A 19,611-nucleotide genomic window follows, 5' to 3' on the forward strand; every position below is an offset into this window, starting at 1 on the left:
GCTTGCTCGCGATAGCGGTGTGTCATCCAGCACATGAGTCGCCTGACATGCCCTCATCGCGAGCAAGCTCGCTCCCACAAAAAAGCAGGCCTGTATTGCAACCCGACAACGGAGGTCACCCATGGCCCGTGTTTCTCTTCTGAGCCTACCGCTGGCCGCACCTCGGCTTGATGGTCGACGGCGTTGGCCGACGCTGAGCCAGCGGCTCTTGCCCTGGCTATTACCCCTCAGCCTGTTTGCGCTCTGGTGGCTCGCCAGCCGCAATCACTGGATGAGCGAGCAGATCCTGCCGGCGCCAACCCTGGTCTGGAACAGCGCACTGGAACTGTCCCAAGGCGAGTTGTGGAGCCATTTGTGGATCAGCCTGCAACGCTTGTTCTGGGGGCTGCTGGCAGGGATCAGCGCAGGCGCTGTTCTGGGTGCCGCACTGGGCTTCAGTCGTCGACTGGAGCGTCTGGTATTTCCAACCTTCGCCGGGTTGGCGCAAGTTCCGACCCTGGCCTGGATTCCATTGTTCATGGTGTTTTTCGGCATTGGCGAAGTGCTGAAACTGGTGGTGCTGATCAAGGCCATCGTGGTGCCGGTGACCCTGCACACACTGGTCGGTGTGCGCGATGCACAACCAAAACTGCGCGAAGCCGCCGCCGTGTTGCGCCTGCCCAGGCACCTGTTGATCCGACGCCTGGTGCTGCCTGCCGCACTGCCGGCATTCATGGCCGGTGTGCGCCTCGCACTGGCCGCCGGCTGGACTTCACTGCTCGCTGTTGAACTGCTCGCTTCCAGTGAAGGCATCGGCTACCTGATGGTCTGGGCCCGGCAGCTGTTCATGCTCGACATCGTGTTCGTGTGCATTGTGGTGATCGGTTTGATCGGTGTGGCGATGGATCGCGGCATCGGTTTGCTGGATAGGAAACTGGTGCACTGGCCGCACCCGGCCACGGCCGAAATCCGTCGCGGGCCGCGTTATCAAGGTTGGCAGCGATTGCAACCGTGGCTGCTGCCACTGGCGCTTCTGGCGTTGTGGCAACTGACCTCGGATCAGCAATGGATCGACGCGAACATTCTGGTCAGCCCGCTGGCCGTCCTGCAGACCACTCGGGATGGTTTGCTCGACGGCACATTGCTTGGTGGCATGGCCCTGAGCCTGGGCCGAACCCTTGGCGGGTTGCTGCTCGGTGGCGGGCTCGGGTTTGCCTTGGGATTGCTGCTGGGGTTGTCGCGCACCAGTGAACGCGTGCTCGGCCCAACCCTCGCCGCCATCCGTCAGATCGCCATATTCGCCTGGGTGCCACTGCTCACCGCGTGGTTCGGCCTGGGGGAATTGGCCAAGTGGGTGTTCGTTGCCCTCGCCGCCTTTTTCCCGCTGTTTATCGCCACCCAACGCAGCGTCGCCCACCTCTCGCCGCAACTGAACGAGGCCGCGCAGGTGTTGCGCCTGAGTCTGCGTCAGCGCCTGGTTCGACTGGTACTACCGGGCGCGGCACCGGGAATTTTTGCAGGGCTTCGGCTGAGCCTTATCTACGCCTGGCTCGGCACCATTGGCGCTGAATACTTCATGCCGTCCAACGGCGGCATCGGCAGCCAGATGATCGGCGCCCAGCAACTGCTGCGCATGGACCTGATCATGGCCGGCATGCTGCTGGTGGGCCTGACCGGCGCCCTGCTCAACCTCATTGGCCAACGCCTGGAAATCCGCGTCACTCGCTGGAGACACGCATGAACGCACCGATTGTCAGCTTCAATCACGTGGGCAAAACCTTCGACGTCGACGGCTTCACACTTGAGGCCATTCGCGAATTCAACCTGGACATCGCCGAGGGCGAGTTCGTCGCCATTGTCGGTTCCAGCGGCTGCGGCAAATCCACTTTGCTGCGGCTGCTGGTGGGCCTCGATACGCAGTTCCGCGGGCAAATCAGCGTGGACGGAAAAGCCGTCACCGACATCGGCGGCGAGCGCGGCATCGTCTTTCAGGAGCATCGCTTGTTCCCGTGGCTGAGCGTGGCCGACAACATCGGCCTGGGCCTGGTCAACGAGCCATTGAGCGCTGCGCAAAAGCACAGGCGCATCCATGATTTCATCGAACTGGTGGGCCTGGGCGACTTCGCCCGCGCCTATCCGCACCAGCTCTCCGGCGGCATGGCCCAGCGCGTGGCCATTGCTCGCGGCCTGGTGGCCAGCCCACGGATTCTGCTGCTGGACGAACCCTTCGGCGCCCTCGATGCACTGACCCGCCAGCAGATGCAGGACGAACTGTTGGCGATCCGCACCCGGGCAAAAATCACCACCGTGCTGGTCACCCACGATGTCGAGGAAGCGATCTTCCTCGCCGACCGTGTCGTGGTGATGGAGCCGCGTCCGGGGCGGATCAAACAAGTGGTCGACATTGCCCTGCCCCATCCGCGCCAGCGCAGCAGTTTCGACTTCCACCAGTTACGCGAGGAACTGCTTCACGAACTCACCAGCGACGATCACTACCAGCCCCCCGTGCCGGTGCAGGTCCGCGATCTGCCGTTGTCCTTCATTGCCTACTGAAAAAGGAAATTCTTGATGCCGCAACGTCCCAACTTTCTAGTGATCCTGGCCGATGACCTGGGCTTTTCCGACATCGGCGCCTTCGGTGGCGAAATCAACACGCCGAACCTCGATGCACTGGCCAACAATGGCCTGCGCTTGACCGACTTCCACACCGCACCGACCTGCTCGCCGACCCGTTCGATGTTGCTCACCGGTACCGATCACCACATCGCCGGCATCGGCACCATGGCCGAAGCATTGACCCCCGACCTGATCGGCAAACCGGGTTACGAAGGACACCTGAACGACCGCGTGGTCGCCCTGCCCGAGCTGCTGCGCGAGGCCGGTTACCAGACATTGATGAGCGGTAAATGGCACCTGGGCCTGACCGCAGAGCTGGCGCCTCACGCCCGGGGTTTCGAGCGTTCGTTTTCGCTGTTGCCCGGCGCGGCCAACCATTACGGCTTCGAGCCGACCTACGATGAAACGACGCCACGGCTGCTGAAATCCACCCCGGCGCTGTACATCGAAGACGACCAATTCATCGATGAACTGCCGAAGGATTTTTATTCCTCCGATGCCTTTGGCGACAAGCTGCTGCAATACCTCAAGGAGCGCGACCAGACCCGGCCGTTCTTCGCCTACCTGCCGTTTTCCGCGCCCCACTGGCCGCTGCAGGCGCCGGCCGAGGTGGTGGAAAAATACCGCGGGCGCTATGACGCCGGCCCTGAAGTACTGCGACTAGAGCGTCTGGAAAAACTCAAAAAACTGGGGCTGATCGAGGCCGATGTCGAGCCGCATCCATTGATCCAGTTGACTGCACAATGGGATGCCCTGAACGACGAGCAACGTCAGATCTCCGCGCGGGCCATGGAGGTTTATGCGGCGATGGTCGAGCGCATGGACTGGAACATCGGGCGGGTCGTCGATTACTTGCGCCAGCAAGGGCAACTGGACAACACCTTCATCCTGTTCATGTCCGATAACGGTGCCGAAGGGGCGTTGCTGGAGGCCTTTCCGAAATTCGGCCCGCAGTTGCTGACCTATCTCAACCAGCATTACGACAACAGCCTGGACAACATCGGTCGCGCCAACTCCTACGTCTGGTACGGGCCGAACTGGGCGCAAGTGGCGACCGCGCCGTCGCGGCTGTTCAAAGCCTTCACGACCGAAGGCGGGATACGTGTTCCGGCGCTGGTGCACTACCCGCAGCTGCCGCTCAAGGGCCAGATCAGCCATGGGTTTGGCACGGTGATGGACATCACGCCGACCATTCTTGATCTGGCCGGTGTGCGTCATCCAGGCAAGCAGTGGCACGACAAACCCGTGGCGGAAGTTCGAGGCAAGTCGTGGCTTGGGTTCTTGTCGGGCGAGACGGCGCAAGTGCATGACGAGCACACCGTCACCGGTTGGGAATTGTTCGGGCGACGGGCGATTCGGCAAGGGCAATGGAAGGCGGTTTACATCCCGGGACCGGTGGGGCCGGCGACCTGGCAGTTGTATGACCTGGGCAATGATCCGGGGGAGATTCATGACCTGGCGTCGAGCCAACCGCAGAAGCTCAGTGCCTTGATCGAACATTGGCAGCGGTATGTGGATGAGACAGGGGTGATCTTGAGTGAGTCGCCGTTTCAGCCGGATTGATATTGCCTGATGCACCGCATTCGCGAGCAAGCCCGCTCCCACACTGGCCGATGTGATGCAAAGATCGCATTCACACCGACACACCCTGTGGGAGCGAGCTTGCTCGCGATGAGGCCTTAACAAACAACCATCAAGCCCGAGCCGTACGCACCTTATCCCCGACCAATTCGTCCTTGCGCTCAAACCGGTTGGCCCGTGCAAACGTACCGAAATCATTGAACCGCACGCCCATCTCGCGCATCACCTTGTGCCCCACCGGCACTGTCAACTGGCGGATGTAGAACGGTTCCTTCACCACAAAGTGATGGATCCCGTGGCTGCTGCCGAAGTTGAAGCAGAACGCCTGCAACGGCCACAGCCACCACGCGTTCAGCACTTGCGTCTGCTGCATCACGTTGCCCGGCTCCACGTCACCGTAGTAGTGCATGTTCGAGCTGATGAAGTGCAGGCAGAACGTGCGCAACACGTTCGGGCCGATGATCACGACCGCCGCGATGTCGATCACCTGCATCACCGACAACGTGGTCGCCGACCACTCGATCGGTGCACCCATCAGATGTGCAACGCCGTTCGCTGCGTGGAAACCGAGAAACACGTACCAGGCGCCCCAATGCATCAGCGCCAGCGGTGCGTAGACCTTCAGGGTGCGCTGGACGATGCTGATCTTTTGCGCCCAGGTCTTGGCCCGCAGCATGCGGATGAACGACGACATCATGTTGTCGCCAATCATCAAGAATCGCGCGATGCCCCATGGTTCGCCGTTGGTAATGGCGCGTTCTTCCATATCGGTTTCAGAGCCCGACACCTTGTGGTGATTGAGGTGCAGATGGCGGCGAATCCACGGATTGATAGTGCTCGGCCGCGCCAGCCACACCAGCCCCATCATCAGGTTGTGCGGCACCTTCTGCTTGCGGAAGTACATGCTGTGGATCAGGTCGTGCTCCAGCTCATGGGTCAACGAGGCAAAAAACGCGTTGAGCAGCAGGCACGCCCACCACGCCATGTGCCCGCTCATGTAGAGCGCCGCTGAGCCGACCATACCAGCGATGGCGAAGGTCAGAATGCCTGCGCCGAGGGCGTCCTGATGCTTGAGAATCGGGTATTGCTCGCGCAGCTCGACGCCTCTGGCCAGCACCACTTCGCGGATATGGGCCGATCGTTGGGCTGCATTCAGTCGTTGGGGGCTTGCAGAAGTACCGCTCATGCTTCCATCCTCTGGTTATTGATGGTTGCATCCTGCCTTGGAAACCTCTGCAAGGCGGTAGCCGAGAACGCCAACCTGTTGACCGGAAGCGCCAATCAGCATGACTGAACCGACCTCCCTCGCCAGCTGGACCCGCGCCCTGCGCAAGCAACTCGATGCCCTGGGCATCGACAGCACCGCCCTGTGCCAGCAAGCGGGGCTCGACCCGCAACTGATGGACGACCCGAACGCGCGCTATCCGCTGTCGGGCACCACGCACCTGTGGAATCTGGCGGTGCAGACCAGCGGTGACCCGGCGATCGGTTTGCGGGTTTCGCGTTTCGTCAGCCCGACCACCTTCCATGCGCTGGGTTATGCGCTGGTGGCCAGCGGCAGCCTGAGGGAAGTGTTCGAGCGCATCGTGCGTTATCACCAGGTGGTCAGTGACGCCCTGGAACTGGAACTGACCCGTGCCGAGGATCGCTACCGTTTCAGCCTGAAAATCCCGGCCGGTAACCCCGCCCCGGCCTTCGAAGCCATCGATGCGTTCATGGCGATTTACGTGCGCACCTGCCGCAATCGCCTGGGTCGCGACTACGCGCCACTGGCGACCTACCTGCGTCGCCCGGAGCCGACGGACGCGCACCAATGGCATAAGGTCTTCCGCTCGCCCATGTACTTCGGCGCCGACGAAGACCGGCTGGAGTTCGCCCTCGTCGACTTCGACAGCCACCTGGATGACGCCAACCCGGAACTGGCCGAACACAATGAAACCGTGCTCAAACGCACCTTGGCACAACTCAAGCCGCTGACCTGGGAGCGCAAGGTTCGCGATGCCATTGAAGAACAACTGCCCGAAGGCGAACCCAGCGCCGAACACATCGCCAAGGCCCTGCACCTGAGCCTGCGCAGCCTGCAACGGCACCTGGCCGATGAAGGCTGCCGGTTCGACACGCTGCTCAACGAAAGCCGCGAAAACCTCGCCCTACTGCACCTGCGCGACCCTCAAGTCTCGCTGAGCGAAATCAGTTACCTGCTCGGGTTTGCTGACACCAGCAGCTTCAGTCGCGCGTTCAAGCGCTGGACCGGGATGACACCGGGGCAGTTTCGGGATGGGTTGCGGTGATTGATCCGGATCCCCTGTGGGAGCGAGCTTGCTCGCGATAGCGGACGGTCAGTCGACACACCTGGAGACTGACACACCGTCATCGCGAGCAAGCTCGCTCCCACAATGGGCCTGCGTAAACAGTTAAATCGAGGCCAGCTCCCGCAATCGCTCGGCATCGAGGATTTCAATTTCGCCGTAACTCAGCCCTATGATCCCCTGCCCCTGCAACTCCTTGAGAATCTGGTTGGTGGTCTGGCGCGACAGCGACAGCATTGAAGCAAGCTGCTCCTGGGGCAGTTGCAGGACGCGGCGCGCAGGAATGGTCTCGCCATAGCCTTCGGCGATCATCAACAAGCGGTGCGCCAGCCGTGCCGGGGCCGGCAACAGGCTCAGTTGTTCGAGGTTGATGAAGGTCATGCGCAACTTCTGGCTCATCAGCAATGCCAGTTGCCGCCAGTGCTGCGGATGCTCGTCGAGCAGCGCCAGCAAGGTGTTCTGGGGAATGTGCAGCAGCGTGCACTGGCCCACGCCGTACGCATCGTGGGTGCGTGGCTGGCCATCGAACAGGCAGATTTCGCCGAACCAGTGCGGCGGCTCCACCAGGCTCAGCAACGCTTCCTTGCCTTGCTCGCTGACGGCACCGACGCGCACCGCGCCTTCAAGCACCGCGTACAGGCCACAGGGCGGATCGCCACGCTTGAACAGCCGCTGGCCCGCAGACAAGCGCCGCAGCCTGGCCGCCGACAGCAGGCTATCCTGTAGGGAAACAGGCAAATGGCTGAACCACTGACCGCTCATCAGGCGTGGACGCCAGACCTGCATATCCATGAAAACTCCTAGAGATTGTCGCCTGGCTGACAGAGTGGGAAATGGCCCCGGGGCATGATCAATCACCCTACAGGAGAACAACAATGAAAAGCCTGGTCGACCACCTCAGTCAATACGCCGCCTACCACCGTGACCCGCGCAACATCGCCTCGCACTTTATCGGCATTCCGCTGATCGTGGTCGCCGTCGCGGTGTTGCTGTCCCGGCCGGAGTGGTCGCTGGGGGGCGTGTGGATCTCACCGGCGGTGCTCGTCTCGCTGGCATCGGCGTGGTTTTACCTGCGCCTGGAGTTGCGCCTGGGCGTGTTGATGACTGTGTTGCTCGGGCTGTCCGTGTGGGCCGGTCATGCGCTGGCGCAGCAAAGCACGCTGGTCTGGCTGGGCAGCGGCGTGGCGATGTTCGTGATCGGTTGGGCGATCCAGTTTGTCGGCCATCACTACGAAGGGCGCAAACCGGCGTTCGTCGATGATGTGACGGGGTTGATTGTCGGGCCGTTGTTTGTGGTGGCCGAGCTGGCGTTCATGCTGGGGATGCGGCATGAACTGAAAGAGCAGATCGAGGCGCGTGCGGGTGGGGTACGGGTCAATCCGAAGCGTGCTGCTGTCTAGATCGCAATCGCGAGCAAGCTCGCTCCCACAGAGGATCTATGGTGCACATAGACCCCCTGTGGGAGCGGGCTTGCTCGCGAAGCTTTTGCTTCAGATGTTGGCGACCTTCTGCCAAACCTTCGGCTTGAAGAACAGCGTCTCTCCCTTCGCCAACCCGATCAGGCTATCGTGATCCTTGACCACTTCGGCTTCGATCAGATCGCTCTGCCCTTCAACCTTCAGCGTCACCCGTGTTGTCGCGCCCAGCGGACGAATGTCCCGCACTTCCGCCGCGTGGTGGTCTTCCAGTTCATGGCGTGACAGCGACACCTCGTGCGGGCGGAACAGTACGTGCCTGTCTTCGCCCAGGTGCAGACGGTTCGAATCACCGAGGAAGTGATAGACGAAATCGCTGGCCGGGTTTTCGTAGACGTCGCCTGGTGAACCGATCTGCTCGATCACCCCCTTGTTCATCACCACGATACGGTCGGCGACTTCCATCGCTTCTTCCTGGTCGTGGGTGACGAACACCGAAGTCAGGTTGATGTCTTCGTGCAGGCGCGCCAACCAGCGACGCAGCTCTTTACGAACCTTGGCGTCGAGGGCGCCGAAAGGTTCGTCGAGCAGCAGCACTTTCGGCTCCACCGCCAGGGCTCGGGCCAGGGCAATGCGCTGACGCTGTCCGCCGGAGAGTTGTTCCGGGTAGCGATCCGACAACCAGTCCAGTTGCACCATGTTCAGCAGTTCGTGGACTTTGGTTGCGATCTGGCTTTCGCTCGGGCGCTGGTTTTTCGGCTTCATGCGCAGGCCGAACGCGACGTTGTCGAACACCGTCATGTGGCGGAACAGGGCGTAGTGCTGGAACACGAAACCGACGTTGCGATCACGCACGTCATGCCCGGAAACGTCTTCACCGTGGAACACAATGTTGCCCTGATCCGGAGTCTCCAAGCCGGCGATGATCCGCAGCAGCGTGGTCTTGCCGCAGCCCGACGGACCGAGCAACGCGACAAGCTCGCCGCTCTGGATGTCCAGGCTGATGTTGTCCAGCGCCTTGAACGCGTGGAAGTTCTTGCTGACATTACGCACTTCGATCGACATGAATTATTCCTCCGCGGCGCTGGCGCGCAGGCGGTTAATACGGTTTTCGCTCCACTGCTTGAGCAGCAGGATGAAGAGCGCCAGGATCAGCAACAGGCTCGCCACGGCGAACGCGGCTACGTGGTTGTATTCGTTGTAGAGGATCTCAACGTGCAACGGCAGGGTGTTGGTCACCCCGCGAATGTGCCCGGAAACCACCGACACCGCACCGAACTCCCCCATGGCCCGCGCGGTACACAACACCACGCCGTAGATCAGGCCCCATTTGATGTTGGGCACGGTGACATGCCAGAACATCTGCCAGCCGTTGGCCCCGAGCAGGCGCGCGGCCTCCTCTTCCTGGGTACCTTGCTCCTGCATCAGCGGGATCAGTTCACGGGCAACGAACGGCACGGTGACGAAGATCGTCGCCAGCACGATGCCCGGCAGGGCGAAGACGATCTGGATGTCGTGGTCCTGCAACCATGGGCCGAACAGGCCTTGGGCGCCGAACATCAGCACATAGACCAGACCGGCGATCACCGGCGACACCGAGAACGGCAGGTCGATCAGTGTCACCAGCATGCTCTTGCCGCGGAACGAGTACTTGCTCACGCACCACGCGGCACTGACACCAAACACCAGGTTCAGCGGCACCGAAATCAACACGGCGATGACCGTGAGTTTCAGCGCCGACAGCGCGTCCGGCTCAAAGATCGCGGTGAAAAACGCCCCGAGGCCGAGCTTCAGCCCTTGGGACACCACGATGAACAGCGGCAGCAACAGGAACAGCGCAAAAATCAGCCAGCCAAGGCCGATCAGGATTCGCCGCGAGGTTGCGCTGCCACGGCGGGCAGCGTTCGAGGAAGCGGCAGCAATAGACGATTGGGACATGGGTGCGCCTCCTTATGGGGTTTCGATGCGCCGCTGCAACAAGTTGATCAGCAGCAACAGGACGAAGGAAACCACCAGCATCAGTACACCAATGGAGGTAGCGCCGGTGTAATCGTATTGGTCGAGCTTGACCATGATCAACAGCGGCAGAATCTCGGTTTTCATCGGCATGTTGCCGGCGATGAAAATCACCGAACCGTACTCGCCGACCCCGCGGGCAAAGGCCAAAGCGAAACCGGTAAGCCATGCCGGAAGCAGTGCCGGCAGCAGGATATGGCGGAAAACCTGTAAGGGTTTTGCACCCAGGCACGCCGCCGCTTCCTCGACTTCACGAGGAATATCCGCCAATACTGGCTGTACGGTACGTACTACGAATGGAAGTGTCACAAAAGTGAGGGCAAGGGTGATGCCCAGAGGGGTGTAGGCGATCTTGAAACCCAGATCCGCCGCAAACTGACCGACCAGACCGGTAGGGGTGTACAACGCCGTCAGCGCAATACCGGCCACCGCCGTGGGCAATGCGAACGGCAAGTCGATCATTGCATCGATCACTTTTCGCCCAGGGAAGGTATAGCGCACTAATACCCAGGCCAGCAGCGTGCCAATGATGCCGTTGATGATCGCGGCACACAGGGCGGTGCCGAAGCTGAGCTTCAACGCGGCCAGCACCCGTGGCGCCGAGATGATTGCCCAGAACTGATCCCAGGTGAGTTGAGCGGCATGCACGAACATCGCCGCCAGTGGTATGAGCACAATCAGGCTGAGGTACACCAAGGTGTAGCCCAGCGTCAGCCCGAAGCCGGGTATGACGGGGGAAATACGACGCGACATAAAAGTCCTTGGTTGAGAACGCACTGAGCCCCGGAGGTGAATCCGGGGCTCGTTGATGGCTATTTAAGATTACTGCGCCTGATAGATCTGGTCGAACACCCCTCCATCGTTGAAGAATTTCGGCTGTGCGACTTTCCAGCCGCCGAAGTCCTTGTCGATGCTCACCAGTTCCAGTTTCGGGAACTGCTGGGCGTACTTGGCGGCCACGTCCTTGTCACGTGGACGATAGAAGTTCTTCGCCGCGATTTCCTGGCCGGCCGGGCTGTACAGGTGCTTGAGGTAGGCTTCGGCGATCTGCCCGTTGCCCTTTTTCTCGGCATTTTTGTCGACTACCGCCACCGGCGGCTCAGCGAGGATCGACAGCGAAGGCACGACGATGTCGAACTTGTCGGCGCCACCCTCTTCTTTCAGGGCCAGGAAGGCTTCGTTTTCCCAGGCCAGCAATACGTCGCCCTGGCCGTTGTTGACGAAGGTAATGGTCGAGCCGCGGGCGCCGGTATCCAGCACTGGCACGTGCTTGAACAGGGTTTGCACGTATTCCTTGGCCTTGGCTTCGTCGCCGCCATTGGCTTTCAGGCCATAGGCCCAGGCCGCGAGGAAGTTCCAGCGCGCACCGCCGGAGGTTTTCGGATTCGGTGTGATCACCGAGACATCATTCTTGATCAGGTCGCCCCAGTCCTTGATGCCTTTAGGGTTGCCCTTGCGCACCAGGAACACGATGGTCGAGGTGTAAGGCGTGCTGGCGTCCGGCAGGCGCTTTTGCCAGTCCGCCGGCAGGGACTTGCCAAGCTTGGCGATTTCGTCGATATCGCCGGCCAGGGCCAGGGTCACGACGTCGGCACGCAGGCCATCGATCACCGCCCGACCCTGCTTGCCCGAACCGCCGTGGGATTGCTGGATTTTCACGGAGTCACCGGCGTGGTCCTTTTGCCAGAACTTGATGAATTCGGCGTTGTAGTCCTGATACAGCTCGCGGGTCGGGTCGTACGACACGTTGAGCAGCTCATAGTCCTTGGCAACGGCGGAACCGGCAAAAAGGGCGCTGGCCAGGGCGGCCAAAGCGAAATGACGAATCGACGACATGGTGAAAGCTCCTGGAATTCTTGGTTTGTTGGCTTTTTCTTATGGGATATCGCGTTGCCTGATTCGCCTCAGCCCGACTTGTTGCCCGGCTGCTGCAAACGGAATTTTTCCTTGCGTTCGATCTGCACCACCTGGGCGTTGTGCACAGTGATTTCCACGGCGCCAAAGCGCAGATCGCGCAGGGCACTCTGGATTTCACGCAGGATGGTGGCTTCGTCTTGACCGTCGACGCTACGCAGGGATGCGCTCATATTGCTGCTCCTTCAACTGAGAGGTTGCCTCGCAGTGTCGGCACTGCTTGCGGCTTGAGAGCAATACTAGAGAGGTGTAGATATTCTTAAAAAGACTATTTAAGAATGTTTATATAACCAGAAGAGATTAACTGTGGAGACAAGAGCTTGAGGTGAATCACCCTCTTTCAGGCACACCAAAAAAAACCCTGTGGGAGCGAGCTTGCTCGCGATGAGGGAGTGTCAGCCACCAGAAATGTCGACTGATATTCCGCTATCGCGAGCAAGCTCGCTCCCACAGGTTTTGCTCCTACACGATCACCGGCTCATGCATCCAGTCAAGCTGCTCCGCCGGTACCGGCCGCCCGAACCAGTAGCCCTGACCCAGATCGCAATCGTGCTCGAGCAGAAATTCCGCCTGCTCAGCCTGTTCGATCCCCTCGGCATGGACCTGCATGCCCATGCTCTGGGCCAGCGCAATGATCACCCGCGAGATCGCCGCATCATCCTCATCCCACGGCAATCCGGCGACGAAGCCCTGGTCGATTTTCAACTTCTGCACCGGCAGACGCTTGAGTCGCAGCAACGATGAATAACCCGTGCCAAAGTCGTCGATGGCCAGGCGCACACCCAGCTCGCGCAGGCGATGCATCTGCTCCAGCGCGACTTCCGGGTCTTCCATCACCGCGCTTTCAGTGACTTCCAGCTCGAGAAACGCCGGCTCCAGCCCGGTTTCGCGCAGGACCTGCGCCACCTGCTGATACAGCTCACGACGGGCGAACAGACGCGAAGAAACGTTGACCGCGACGAACGACAGCACCACCCCGTCCTGCTGCCACTGGCACATCTGCCGGCACGCCTGCGCCATGACCCAGGCGTCGATTTCTGCAATCAGACCGGTTCGTTCGGCGACCGGAATGAATTCCGCCGGCGACACCAGGCCCCGCTGCGGGTGCTGCCAACGCACCAGCGCCTCGACGCCGATCAGGCGACGGCTCTTGAGGTCGTGAACCGGCTGGTAATAGACCCGCAGCTCTTGTCGGTCCAGGGCGCGGCGCAATTCGAAGGCGATCTCGACCCGTTGCTGGGCGTGGGCCGTCAGCTCTTCGGTGTACAGGGCATAATCATTGCGCCCCGCGCTCTTGGCCTTGAACAGTGCAGAGTCGGCATTGCGCAGCAGTTGCTCGACGCTCAACGCATCGCTGGGGAACAGGCTGATGCCGATGCTGGTGTTGATGGACAGCTGGTGCCCATCAATAAGGAACGGCTCTTTAAGGCCCTCGATGATCCGCTGGGCCAACGCAGCGGCCTGAACCAGTTGCGGACAGCTTTCGGCAAGTATGGCGAACTCATCCCCGCCCAACCGCGCCAGGGTGACGCCCGGACCGAACATGGCCCCCAGGCGCTCGGCCACAGCCTTGAGCAACTGGTCGCCAATGGTATGCCCGAGGCTGTCGTTGATCATCTTGAAGTGATCGAGATCGATCATCAGCAGCGCGCAGCCACGCTTGTGGACCTGTGCCGAGGCCAGGGCCTGTTCGGCGCGGTCGGTGAACAGCAGGCGGTTCGGCAGGTCGGTCAGCGGATCGTGGTGCGCCAGGTGCATCAGTTCGTGTTCTGAATTCTTGATTGCACTGATGTCGGAAAACACCGCCACATATTGGCTCGGCTGGCCGTAGTCGTCGTGGATCAGGCGGATCGTTTGCCATTGCGGGTAAATCTCGCCGCTTTTGCGCCGGTTCCAGATTTCTCCACTCCACTCCCCGACACTGGCGAGCGTGGCAAACATCACCTGATAGAACTCCGGAGAGTGTCGCCCGGACTTGAACAGGTTGGGCCGCTGCCCCAGCACGTCCTCACACCCGTAACCGGTGATTTCCATTAACGCCCGGTTCACATGGACGATCAGACCTTCCCGATTGGTGACCAGCACGCCTTCGCGGGTGCAGTCGAACACGGCTGCCGCCTGGCGCAAGCGCATGCGGTCGGCATCGCGCTCACGCAGTTTGGCGCCGATACCCAGACACCGCAGCAGCCGCGCCCGGGCAATGAAGATCAACCCGGCACTGAACAGCACCCAGACATAACCGTTGATCAGTTGCCATCGCAATCGCTCGGCAGAGCTATCGAAGAAACTGTTTAATAAATAGCCACTGATCTGCAGCCAAACCACAGAAAGCAGCAGATAGAGCAGCGCTGCACGCAAGGCATCGCGATAGGTGGCAGACATCCGGCGATCCATGTCCCTACAAAAAGGTTGGAATTATAGTTTAAAGACACATCCAGCCACTCTTATCTGAAAGGGTGACTGGTTTTCTGTGTGGGCTTAGTGATAATGCAACGGCTGTTTTTTCTTTATCGAGGGCCCTACAGCCTATGTGGTACGAAGGTTTTCTTGGCTTGTCGCCCTGGTCGCTGGTAGCAGTCACCCTGCTGATGACCCACGTCACGATCATCGCCGTCACGGTCTATCTGCATCGTTACTCGGCTCATCGCTCCCTGGAGCTGAATGGCGGCCTTAAGCATTTCTTCCGTTTCTGGCTGTGGCTGACCACGGCGCAGAACACCCGCGAGTGGACTGCCATCCACCGTAAGCATCACGCCAAATGCGAAACCGTCGATGACCCGCACAGCCCGGTCATCAAGGGTTTGTCCACGGTGCTGCGCAAAGGCGCCGAGCTGTACCGCGCCGAAGCGGAAAACCCCGAGACGCTGCGCATCTATGGCAAGAACTGCCCCGAAGACTGGATCGAGCGCAACCTCTACAGCCGCTTCCCGTTGCTGGGCATCGCGATCATGGGCGTTATCGACCTGCTGCTGTTCGGCACCATCGGCATCACCATCTGGGCCATCCAGATGATGTGGATCCCGGTGTGGGCCGCCGGCGTGGTCAATGGCCTGGGCCATGCCATTGGCTACCGCAACTTCGAATGCCGCGATGCGGCGACCAACCTGGTGCCTTGGGGCATCCTGATTGGGGGCGAAGAACTGCATAACAACCATCACACCTACCCTAACTCGGCAAAACTGTCGGTGAAGAAGTGGGAGTTCGACCTGGGCTGGGCGTGGATTCAAGTCTTCAGCTTCCTGCGCCTGGCCAAGGTTCAACGGGTTGCGCCGATTGCCCATCGCGTCGAAGGCAAGGGCAACCTGGACATGGACACCGCCATGGCGATCCTCAACAACCGCTTCCAGATCATGGCCCAGTACCGCAAATTGGTGATCGGCCCGCTGGTCAAGCAAGAGCTGGAAAAGGTCGATCACTCGGTACGTCACCAGTTCCACCGGGCCAAACGCCTGCTTTCGCGGGAGACCAGCCTGCTGGATGACAAACATCATGTACGCATCCAGAACATGCTCGAGCACAGTCAGGCGCTGAAGGTAATTTACGAAAAACGCCTGGCCCTGCAACAGATCTGGGTCAAGACCAGCTCAAATGGTCACGACATGCTGGCGGCCATCAAGGACTGGGTACACGAAGCCGAAGCCAGCGGGATTCAATCCCTGCGCGACTTCGCCGATCAGTTGAAGACCTACTCCCTGCGCCCTGCCGCCGTCTGAAAAAACCTGTGGGAGCGGGCTTGCTCGCTCCCACATGGTTATGTGGCGTGCCATCAGTACCGCCCGGCGGGAGCAGGCTCCCTCGCCACACAAGGCGGGAACTTCATCCCAAAAGCCCTATCTCAAAGACACTTCGCCATTCCCGGCGGGCTTGGTGTTGGCCGCTGTCGAACGCGCGGCATGCCCTTTGAGATTTGTGTCGATGGCCCCAAAAAACCTGCAAGACTCATCTCCGTCCCATTGGCCCGAGGCCGCGCAGCCCCTGATAGCGCTGATGCACGCCCAACGCGAAGTCGCACGGCTGAGCGAACGCGAACAGTTGTTCAGCACCTTGCTGATGAGCGTCAATGCAGTGCTGTGGGCATTCGATTGGGAAACCCGCAAGGTGCTTTACGTCAGCCCCGCCTATGAACGGATCTTTGGCCGTTCGGCCGATCTACTGCTGGCCGACTGCAATCAATGGTGCGACAGCATTCACCCTGACGACCTGGACTATGCCGAACGCAGCCTTGCCGAAGTACTGGACAAAGGCGCCGTCGAAGACCGCGAGTATCGAGTCATCGCCGCCGAGGGCCAGGTGCGCTGGCTAAGCGACAAATGCTACATCAACCGCCAGCCCGAGCCGGGGCAACCGGTGATCATCGTCGGCATCGCCGAAGACATCACCGACAAGAAGCAGATGGAAACCGAGCTGCATCGCCTGGCCACCATCGATGCGCTGACCCAGAGCAGCAACCGCCGTCATTTCTTCGAATGCGCCCACCGCGCGTTCGCACACACCCGGCAACAGGGCGAGCCGCTGTCGTTTCTGATGCTGGACATTGATAACTTCAAGACGATCAACGACACCTACGGTCACCAGGAAGGCGACAACGTGTTGCAACGCATTGCCGAAAGCGGCCGCGCAGCATTGCGTCGTGGCGACCTGTTCGGGCGTATTGGCGGTGAGGAGTTCGCCGCGGTGTTTCCCGGCTGTACACCGCAAATGGCCCTGCAAGTGGCTGAACGCTTGCAACAACAGATTCAGCGATTGAGTTTCAACCATGAGGGCCAGACGTTCGGCATCACCGTCAGCCAGGGCCTGACCAGCCTGACCGCCGCGGACGAAAACGTGGAAAACCTGTTTTCCCGGGCCGATGCCGCGATGTACCAGGCCAAGCGCGAGGGAAAGAACCGGATTGTCACTGCCTGACAGGATCACCACAGAACCCTGTGGGAGCGAGCTTGCTCGCGATGGCGGACTATCAGTCTACATTGATGTTGTATGTCAGCCCCTCATCGCGAGCAAGCTCGCTCCCACAGGGGTTGGTGGTGTGCTTACTTTTTGCGCAAACGCATCAACTCCGGCAGGCCGATCTTGAGCAACCTCGCCGTCCGGCTCTTCGCCAGCGCCTCGATGCCCTCATGCTCGGTCAAGCGCGCCATCTGCGCCGCCATGTTCATCACCAGCGCTTCGCGCGAGTAAACCCCGCCACCGAGCTGGTAGGCCGCCGCAATCAGTTCGCGCAACTCCAGTGGCAGACGCCAGCGCGTGCGCAGGGCCGAGCCATAGGCCGCGCCAAATTCAACCAGCGCTTCGCCCACTTCCTCCTGCTCGTCCAGTTCGCCACCGGCCTGTTTCCATTCCTGCAAACACCGCAGCAACGCCAGATCGCCGAGACGATGCAACATGCCGGCGCAATAGCAGCGCTCCTGATCCAGATCGAGCAAGCGCGCCAGGGTTCTCGCGTATTCGGCGGTGTGCAGGGACAGATCCCAGTAACGCTCGGCATAGTCGGCCAATTGCGGATCGCTGAGCCGGGCACTGCGCTTGAGCGCCAACCCGAGAATCAGGTTCATGCTCTGCCCGGTGCCCAGGCGATGCAGCGCCTGGGACAGGGTTTGCACAGCGGTGCCGTGGTGCTGGGCCGCGCTGTTGGCGGCGGCGATCAGCACAGCGGTAACCTGCGGATCGGTGCGGATTTCGTCTTCCAGCACCGTCAAATCGAGGCCATTGGGATTGAGGCTGCGCTTGACCGCCACTTGCACGTCGGTCATCAGCGGCGCACCGTCAGCCAATTCCCGTCGACGCTCCAGAAACACCGACAACGTCATGCCCGGTGCCAGCGACGGCACTTCGCACGAGACTTCTTCGCCAGCGTTCAGCAGCAGCCCCTGCAACCGATGGGTCAGGCTTTGCATATTCAGGGGTTTGGTCAGGTACGCGGCCGGCGCCAGCGGCAATGCCTCGCGCACGCTGGCACTGTCGTTGCGACTGCTCATCAGAATGAACGGCATGGGCGGATTGCGTTTGCGCTGACGGATGCTGCGCAGGACGTTAAGGCCATCGACGCCGGGCAACTCCCAGTCGGCGATCACCAGGTCATAGGGGTTGGCGGCCAACAGTTCCAGCGCTTGCTGACCATCGGCGCACAAATCCAGCTGTGCATCGCAGCGTACGTTCAACAACACTTCCTTGAGCAGATCCCGGGACCAAGGGTCGGCCTCGGCGATCAGGACTCTTGGAACGGCGGGTAAAATGACGGTTGTCATACAGCTCTCCCTGGCAATGCGCAAACCTTAGCCAATGCTGGCCATTCGATACAGCGCTAATGGGCGGGATGTGTTTCAAGGGGCATGAAAAAACCCGCCGAAGCGGGTTTTTTGTGGATCAGGTCACACTGGGTGATCAGAGCTCGGAGAAGCACTCTTCGATGATCGCCAGGCCTTTGTCCAGTTGCTCGTCCGGCGAGGTCAGCGGTACCAGAACGCGCAGAACGTTGCCGTAGGTGCCGCAGGACAGCAGGATCAGACCCTTGTCGCGAGCCTTGGCCACAACGGCTGCCACGGCGGTCGGGTTCGGCTTGTGGCTGTCGCCGTTTTCGAACAGCTCGACCGCGATCATCGCGCCCAGGGCACGGACTTCACCGATCACCGGGTACTTGGCCTGGATGGCCTTCAGGCCGGTTACCAGACGCTCGCCAACAGCCTTGCAACGATCCAGCAGGTGTTCTTCTTCGAACACTTCCATCACGGCCAAGGCCGCGGCGCAAGCGATCGGGCTACCGGCGTAGGTGCCGCCCAGGCCGCCTGGAGCGATGGCGTCCATGTATTCGGCCTTGCCGCACACACCGGCCAGCGGGAAGCCGCCAGCGATGGATTTGGCGAAAGTGGTCAGGTCGGCAGCAACGCCCATCTGTTCCATGGCGAAGAAAGTACCGGTACGGCCAGCGCCAGTCTGTACTTCGTCAGCGATCAGCAGGATGCCGTGCTGGTCGCACAGGGCACGCAGACGCTTCATGAATTCTTTCGGAGCGACGTAGAAACCACCTTCGCCCTGAACCGGCTCGATGATGATCGCAGCGATGTCTTTCGGCTCGGCGTCGTTCTTGAAGATGCGTTCGATGGAAGCGATCGAATCGTCGATGCTCACGCCGTGCAGTTCGTTCGGGTACAGCGCGCGGAAGATGCCGCCTGGCATCAGGCCCATGCCGGCCGAGTAAGGCACGACTTTACCGGTCAGGCCCAGGGTCATCATGGTGCGACCGTGGTAGGCGCCGGTGAAGGCGATCACGCCGGCACGGCCAGTGGCGGCACGGGCGATCTTGATGGAGTTTTCCACGGCTTCGGAGCCGGTGGTCACCAGCAGGGTTTTCTTTTCGAAATCACCTGGGACCTTGGCGTTGATTTTTTCGCACACTTCCACGTACGGCTCGTAGGCCAGTACCTGGAAGCAGGTGTGGGTCAGCTTGTTCAGTTGCTCGGTCACGGCGGCGATGACTTTCGGGTGCACGTGGCCGGTGTTCAGTACGGCGATACCGCCGGCGAAGTCGATGAATTCACGACCTTCAACGTCGGTTACGGTCGCGTTCTTCGCGGAATCGGCGAAGATCGGGTGAATCTGGCCAACACCACGTGGAACAGCAGCGGTACGGCGGGCCATCAAAGAAGCGTTAGTCTTGCTCATACATTCCTCATTCACCGCTCATCGGGCGGCGTGGTTCAAGGATAAAGCGACGGGGAGCAACGGCGGCAGCATGCGATGATCGACTGCCACTGCGTTCCTGGCCACCGAGAAAATTCCGGTTT

The 19,611-nt window shown here is 60.7% G+C and carries 17 protein-coding genes; 7 read left to right on the forward strand and 10 right to left on the reverse strand.

The window, feature by feature from the left end:
• Positions 1 to 121 precede the first annotated feature (121 nt).
• Genes AC1RDQ_RS12670 through AC1RDQ_RS12680 form a run of 3 tightly spaced genes read left to right on the forward strand, consistent with a single transcriptional unit; the run spans position 122 to position 4,158 of the window.
• Positions 122 to 1,720, forward strand: a complete 1,599-nt coding sequence (locus AC1RDQ_RS12670) for an ABC transporter permease (protein ID WP_492587460.1) — start codon at positions 122 to 124, stop codon at positions 1,718 to 1,720.
• Positions 1,717 to 2,532, forward strand: coding sequence for an ABC transporter ATP-binding protein (locus AC1RDQ_RS12675; RefSeq protein WP_492587462.1), 816 nt, complete (start codon positions 1,717 to 1,719; stop codon positions 2,530 to 2,532). The genes AC1RDQ_RS12670 and AC1RDQ_RS12675 overlap by 4 nt, the downstream gene beginning before the upstream one ends.
• 15 nt (positions 2,533 to 2,547) lie before the next feature.
• Entirely contained in the window at positions 2,548 to 4,158 is a 1,611-nt protein-coding gene (locus AC1RDQ_RS12680) for an arylsulfatase (protein ID WP_492587463.1), read from the forward strand.
• 130 nt (positions 4,159 to 4,288) lie between these two features.
• On the opposite strand, the gene AC1RDQ_RS12685 is transcribed toward AC1RDQ_RS12680, so the two are convergent.
• Complete coding sequence (locus tag AC1RDQ_RS12685) at positions 4,289 to 5,362, reverse strand: fatty acid desaturase (protein WP_057712508.1); 1,074 nt, start codon at positions 5,360 to 5,362, stop codon at positions 4,289 to 4,291.
• Positions 5,363 to 5,462: 100 nt separating this feature from the next.
• Between AC1RDQ_RS12685 and AC1RDQ_RS12690 the strand changes: the two genes are divergently transcribed.
• On the forward strand, positions 5,463 to 6,467 hold the full coding sequence (locus AC1RDQ_RS12690) for an AraC family transcriptional regulator (RefSeq protein WP_057712509.1): 1,005 nt from the start codon (positions 5,463 to 5,465) through the stop codon (positions 6,465 to 6,467).
• A gap of 123 nt (positions 6,468 to 6,590) precedes the next feature.
• Here AC1RDQ_RS12690 and AC1RDQ_RS12695 read toward each other — a convergent pair whose 3' ends face one another.
• Complete coding sequence (locus tag AC1RDQ_RS12695; protein ID WP_218495454.1) at positions 6,591 to 7,277, reverse strand: Crp/Fnr family transcriptional regulator; 687 nt, start codon at positions 7,275 to 7,277, stop codon at positions 6,591 to 6,593.
• An 83-nt stretch (positions 7,278 to 7,360) separates the two neighbouring features.
• On the opposite strand from AC1RDQ_RS12695, the gene AC1RDQ_RS12700 reads away from it, so the two are divergent.
• The gene (locus AC1RDQ_RS12700; RefSeq protein ID WP_057712511.1) at positions 7,361 to 7,885 is read left to right on the forward strand and encodes an Mpo1 family 2-hydroxy fatty acid dioxygenase; all 525 of its coding nucleotides are present in this window, start codon (positions 7,361 to 7,363) and stop codon (positions 7,883 to 7,885) included.
• Positions 7,886 to 7,975: 90 nt separating this feature from the next.
• Here the strand turns inward: AC1RDQ_RS12700 and AC1RDQ_RS12705 are convergent, their stop codons facing one another.
• The 6 genes from AC1RDQ_RS12705 to dibA form a co-directional block, all read right to left on the reverse strand.
• Positions 7,976 to 8,965 (reverse strand): sulfate/molybdate ABC transporter ATP-binding protein, encoded by a 990-nt coding sequence (locus tag AC1RDQ_RS12705; protein ID WP_090452434.1) that lies wholly within the window; start codon positions 8,963 to 8,965, stop codon positions 7,976 to 7,978.
• Positions 8,966 to 8,968: 3 nt separating this feature from the next.
• Positions 8,969 to 9,838: a sulfate ABC transporter permease subunit CysW gene (cysW, locus tag AC1RDQ_RS12710; protein ID WP_007972954.1), complete on the reverse strand. Its 870-nt coding sequence runs from the start codon at positions 9,836 to 9,838 to the stop codon at positions 8,969 to 8,971.
• Between the two features lie 12 nt (positions 9,839 to 9,850).
• Positions 9,851 to 10,669 (reverse strand): sulfate ABC transporter permease subunit CysT, encoded by an 819-nt coding sequence (gene cysT / locus AC1RDQ_RS12715; protein WP_007972956.1) that lies wholly within the window; start codon positions 10,667 to 10,669, stop codon positions 9,851 to 9,853.
• 69 nt (positions 10,670 to 10,738) lie between these two features.
• A complete protein-coding gene (locus AC1RDQ_RS12720; RefSeq protein WP_429522241.1) occupies positions 10,739 to 11,752 on the reverse strand; it encodes a sulfate ABC transporter substrate-binding protein in 1,014 nt (337 codons plus the stop codon).
• A 68-nt stretch (positions 11,753 to 11,820) separates the two neighbouring features.
• Positions 11,821 to 12,003, reverse strand: coding sequence for a sulfur starvation response protein OscA (oscA, locus tag AC1RDQ_RS12725; RefSeq protein WP_056726967.1), 183 nt, complete (start codon positions 12,001 to 12,003; stop codon positions 11,821 to 11,823).
• 289 nt (positions 12,004 to 12,292) lie between these two features.
• Positions 12,293 to 14,212, reverse strand: coding sequence for a phosphodiesterase DibA (gene dibA / locus AC1RDQ_RS12730; protein WP_492587465.1), 1,920 nt, complete (start codon positions 14,210 to 14,212; stop codon positions 12,293 to 12,295).
• A gap of 146 nt (positions 14,213 to 14,358) precedes the next feature.
• On the opposite strand from dibA, the gene desA reads away from it, so the two are divergent.
• Both desA and AC1RDQ_RS12740 read left to right on the forward strand, forming a co-directional pair.
• A complete protein-coding gene (desA, locus tag AC1RDQ_RS12735; RefSeq protein ID WP_057712516.1) occupies positions 14,359 to 15,543 on the forward strand; it encodes a delta-9 fatty acid desaturase DesA in 1,185 nt (394 codons plus the stop codon).
• Positions 15,544 to 15,745: 202 nt separating this feature from the next.
• Entirely contained in the window at positions 15,746 to 16,735 is a 990-nt protein-coding gene (locus AC1RDQ_RS12740) for a GGDEF domain-containing protein (protein WP_492587467.1), read from the forward strand.
• Positions 16,736 to 16,860: 125 nt separating this feature from the next.
• On the opposite strand, the gene AC1RDQ_RS12745 is transcribed toward AC1RDQ_RS12740, so the two are convergent.
• Both AC1RDQ_RS12745 and gabT read right to left on the reverse strand, forming a co-directional pair.
• On the reverse strand, positions 16,861 to 18,075 hold the full coding sequence (locus AC1RDQ_RS12745; RefSeq protein ID WP_492587469.1) for an HDOD domain-containing protein: 1,215 nt from the start codon (positions 18,073 to 18,075) through the stop codon (positions 16,861 to 16,863).
• 136 nt (positions 18,076 to 18,211) lie between these two features.
• Entirely contained in the window at positions 18,212 to 19,489 is a 1,278-nt protein-coding gene (gene gabT, locus AC1RDQ_RS12750) for a 4-aminobutyrate--2-oxoglutarate transaminase (RefSeq protein WP_492587471.1), read from the reverse strand.
• Positions 19,490 to 19,611: the final 122 nt, after the last annotated feature.

Source organism: Pseudomonas sp. GW823-FHT02E01 (assembly GCF_058797535.1).

Coding starts and splice junctions, on each gene's coding strand:
- AC1RDQ_RS12700 (WP_057712511.1), top strand. CDS start 7,361: ATGAAAAGCCTGGTCGACCACCTCAGTCAATACGCCGCCTACCACCGT.
- desA (WP_057712516.1), top strand. CDS start 14,359: ATGTGGTACGAAGGTTTTCTTGGCTTGTCGCCCTGGTCGCTGGTAGCA.
- AC1RDQ_RS12670 (WP_492587460.1), top strand. CDS start 122: ATGGCCCGTGTTTCTCTTCTGAGCCTACCGCTGGCCGCACCTCGGCTT.
- AC1RDQ_RS12685 (WP_057712508.1), bottom strand. CDS start 5,362: ATGAGCGGTACTTCTGCAAGCCCCCAACGACTGAATGCAGCCCAACGA.
- AC1RDQ_RS12675 (WP_492587462.1), top strand. CDS start 1,717: ATGAACGCACCGATTGTCAGCTTCAATCACGTGGGCAAAACCTTCGAC.
- dibA (WP_492587465.1), bottom strand. CDS start 14,212: ATGTCTGCCACCTATCGCGATGCCTTGCGTGCAGCGCTGCTCTATCTG.
- oscA (WP_056726967.1), bottom strand. CDS start 12,003: ATGAGCGCATCCCTGCGTAGCGTCGACGGTCAAGACGAAGCCACCATC.
- AC1RDQ_RS12680 (WP_492587463.1), top strand. CDS start 2,548: ATGCCGCAACGTCCCAACTTTCTAGTGATCCTGGCCGATGACCTGGGC.
- AC1RDQ_RS12745 (WP_492587469.1), bottom strand. CDS start 18,075: ATGACAACCGTCATTTTACCCGCCGTTCCAAGAGTCCTGATCGCCGAG.
- AC1RDQ_RS12720 (WP_429522241.1), bottom strand. CDS start 11,752: ATGTCGTCGATTCGTCATTTCGCTTTGGCCGCCCTGGCCAGCGCCCTT.
- cysW (WP_007972954.1), bottom strand. CDS start 9,838: ATGTCCCAATCGTCTATTGCTGCCGCTTCCTCGAACGCTGCCCGCCGT.
- cysT (WP_007972956.1), bottom strand. CDS start 10,669: ATGTCGCGTCGTATTTCCCCCGTCATACCCGGCTTCGGGCTGACGCTG.
- AC1RDQ_RS12705 (WP_090452434.1), bottom strand. CDS start 8,965: ATGTCGATCGAAGTGCGTAATGTCAGCAAGAACTTCCACGCGTTCAAG.
- AC1RDQ_RS12740 (WP_492587467.1), top strand. CDS start 15,746: ATGGCCCCAAAAAACCTGCAAGACTCATCTCCGTCCCATTGGCCCGAG.
- AC1RDQ_RS12690 (WP_057712509.1), top strand. CDS start 5,463: ATGACTGAACCGACCTCCCTCGCCAGCTGGACCCGCGCCCTGCGCAAG.
- gabT (WP_492587471.1), bottom strand. CDS start 19,489: ATGAGCAAGACTAACGCTTCTTTGATGGCCCGCCGTACCGCTGCTGTT.
- AC1RDQ_RS12695 (WP_218495454.1), bottom strand. CDS start 7,277: ATGGATATGCAGGTCTGGCGTCCACGCCTGATGAGCGGTCAGTGGTTC.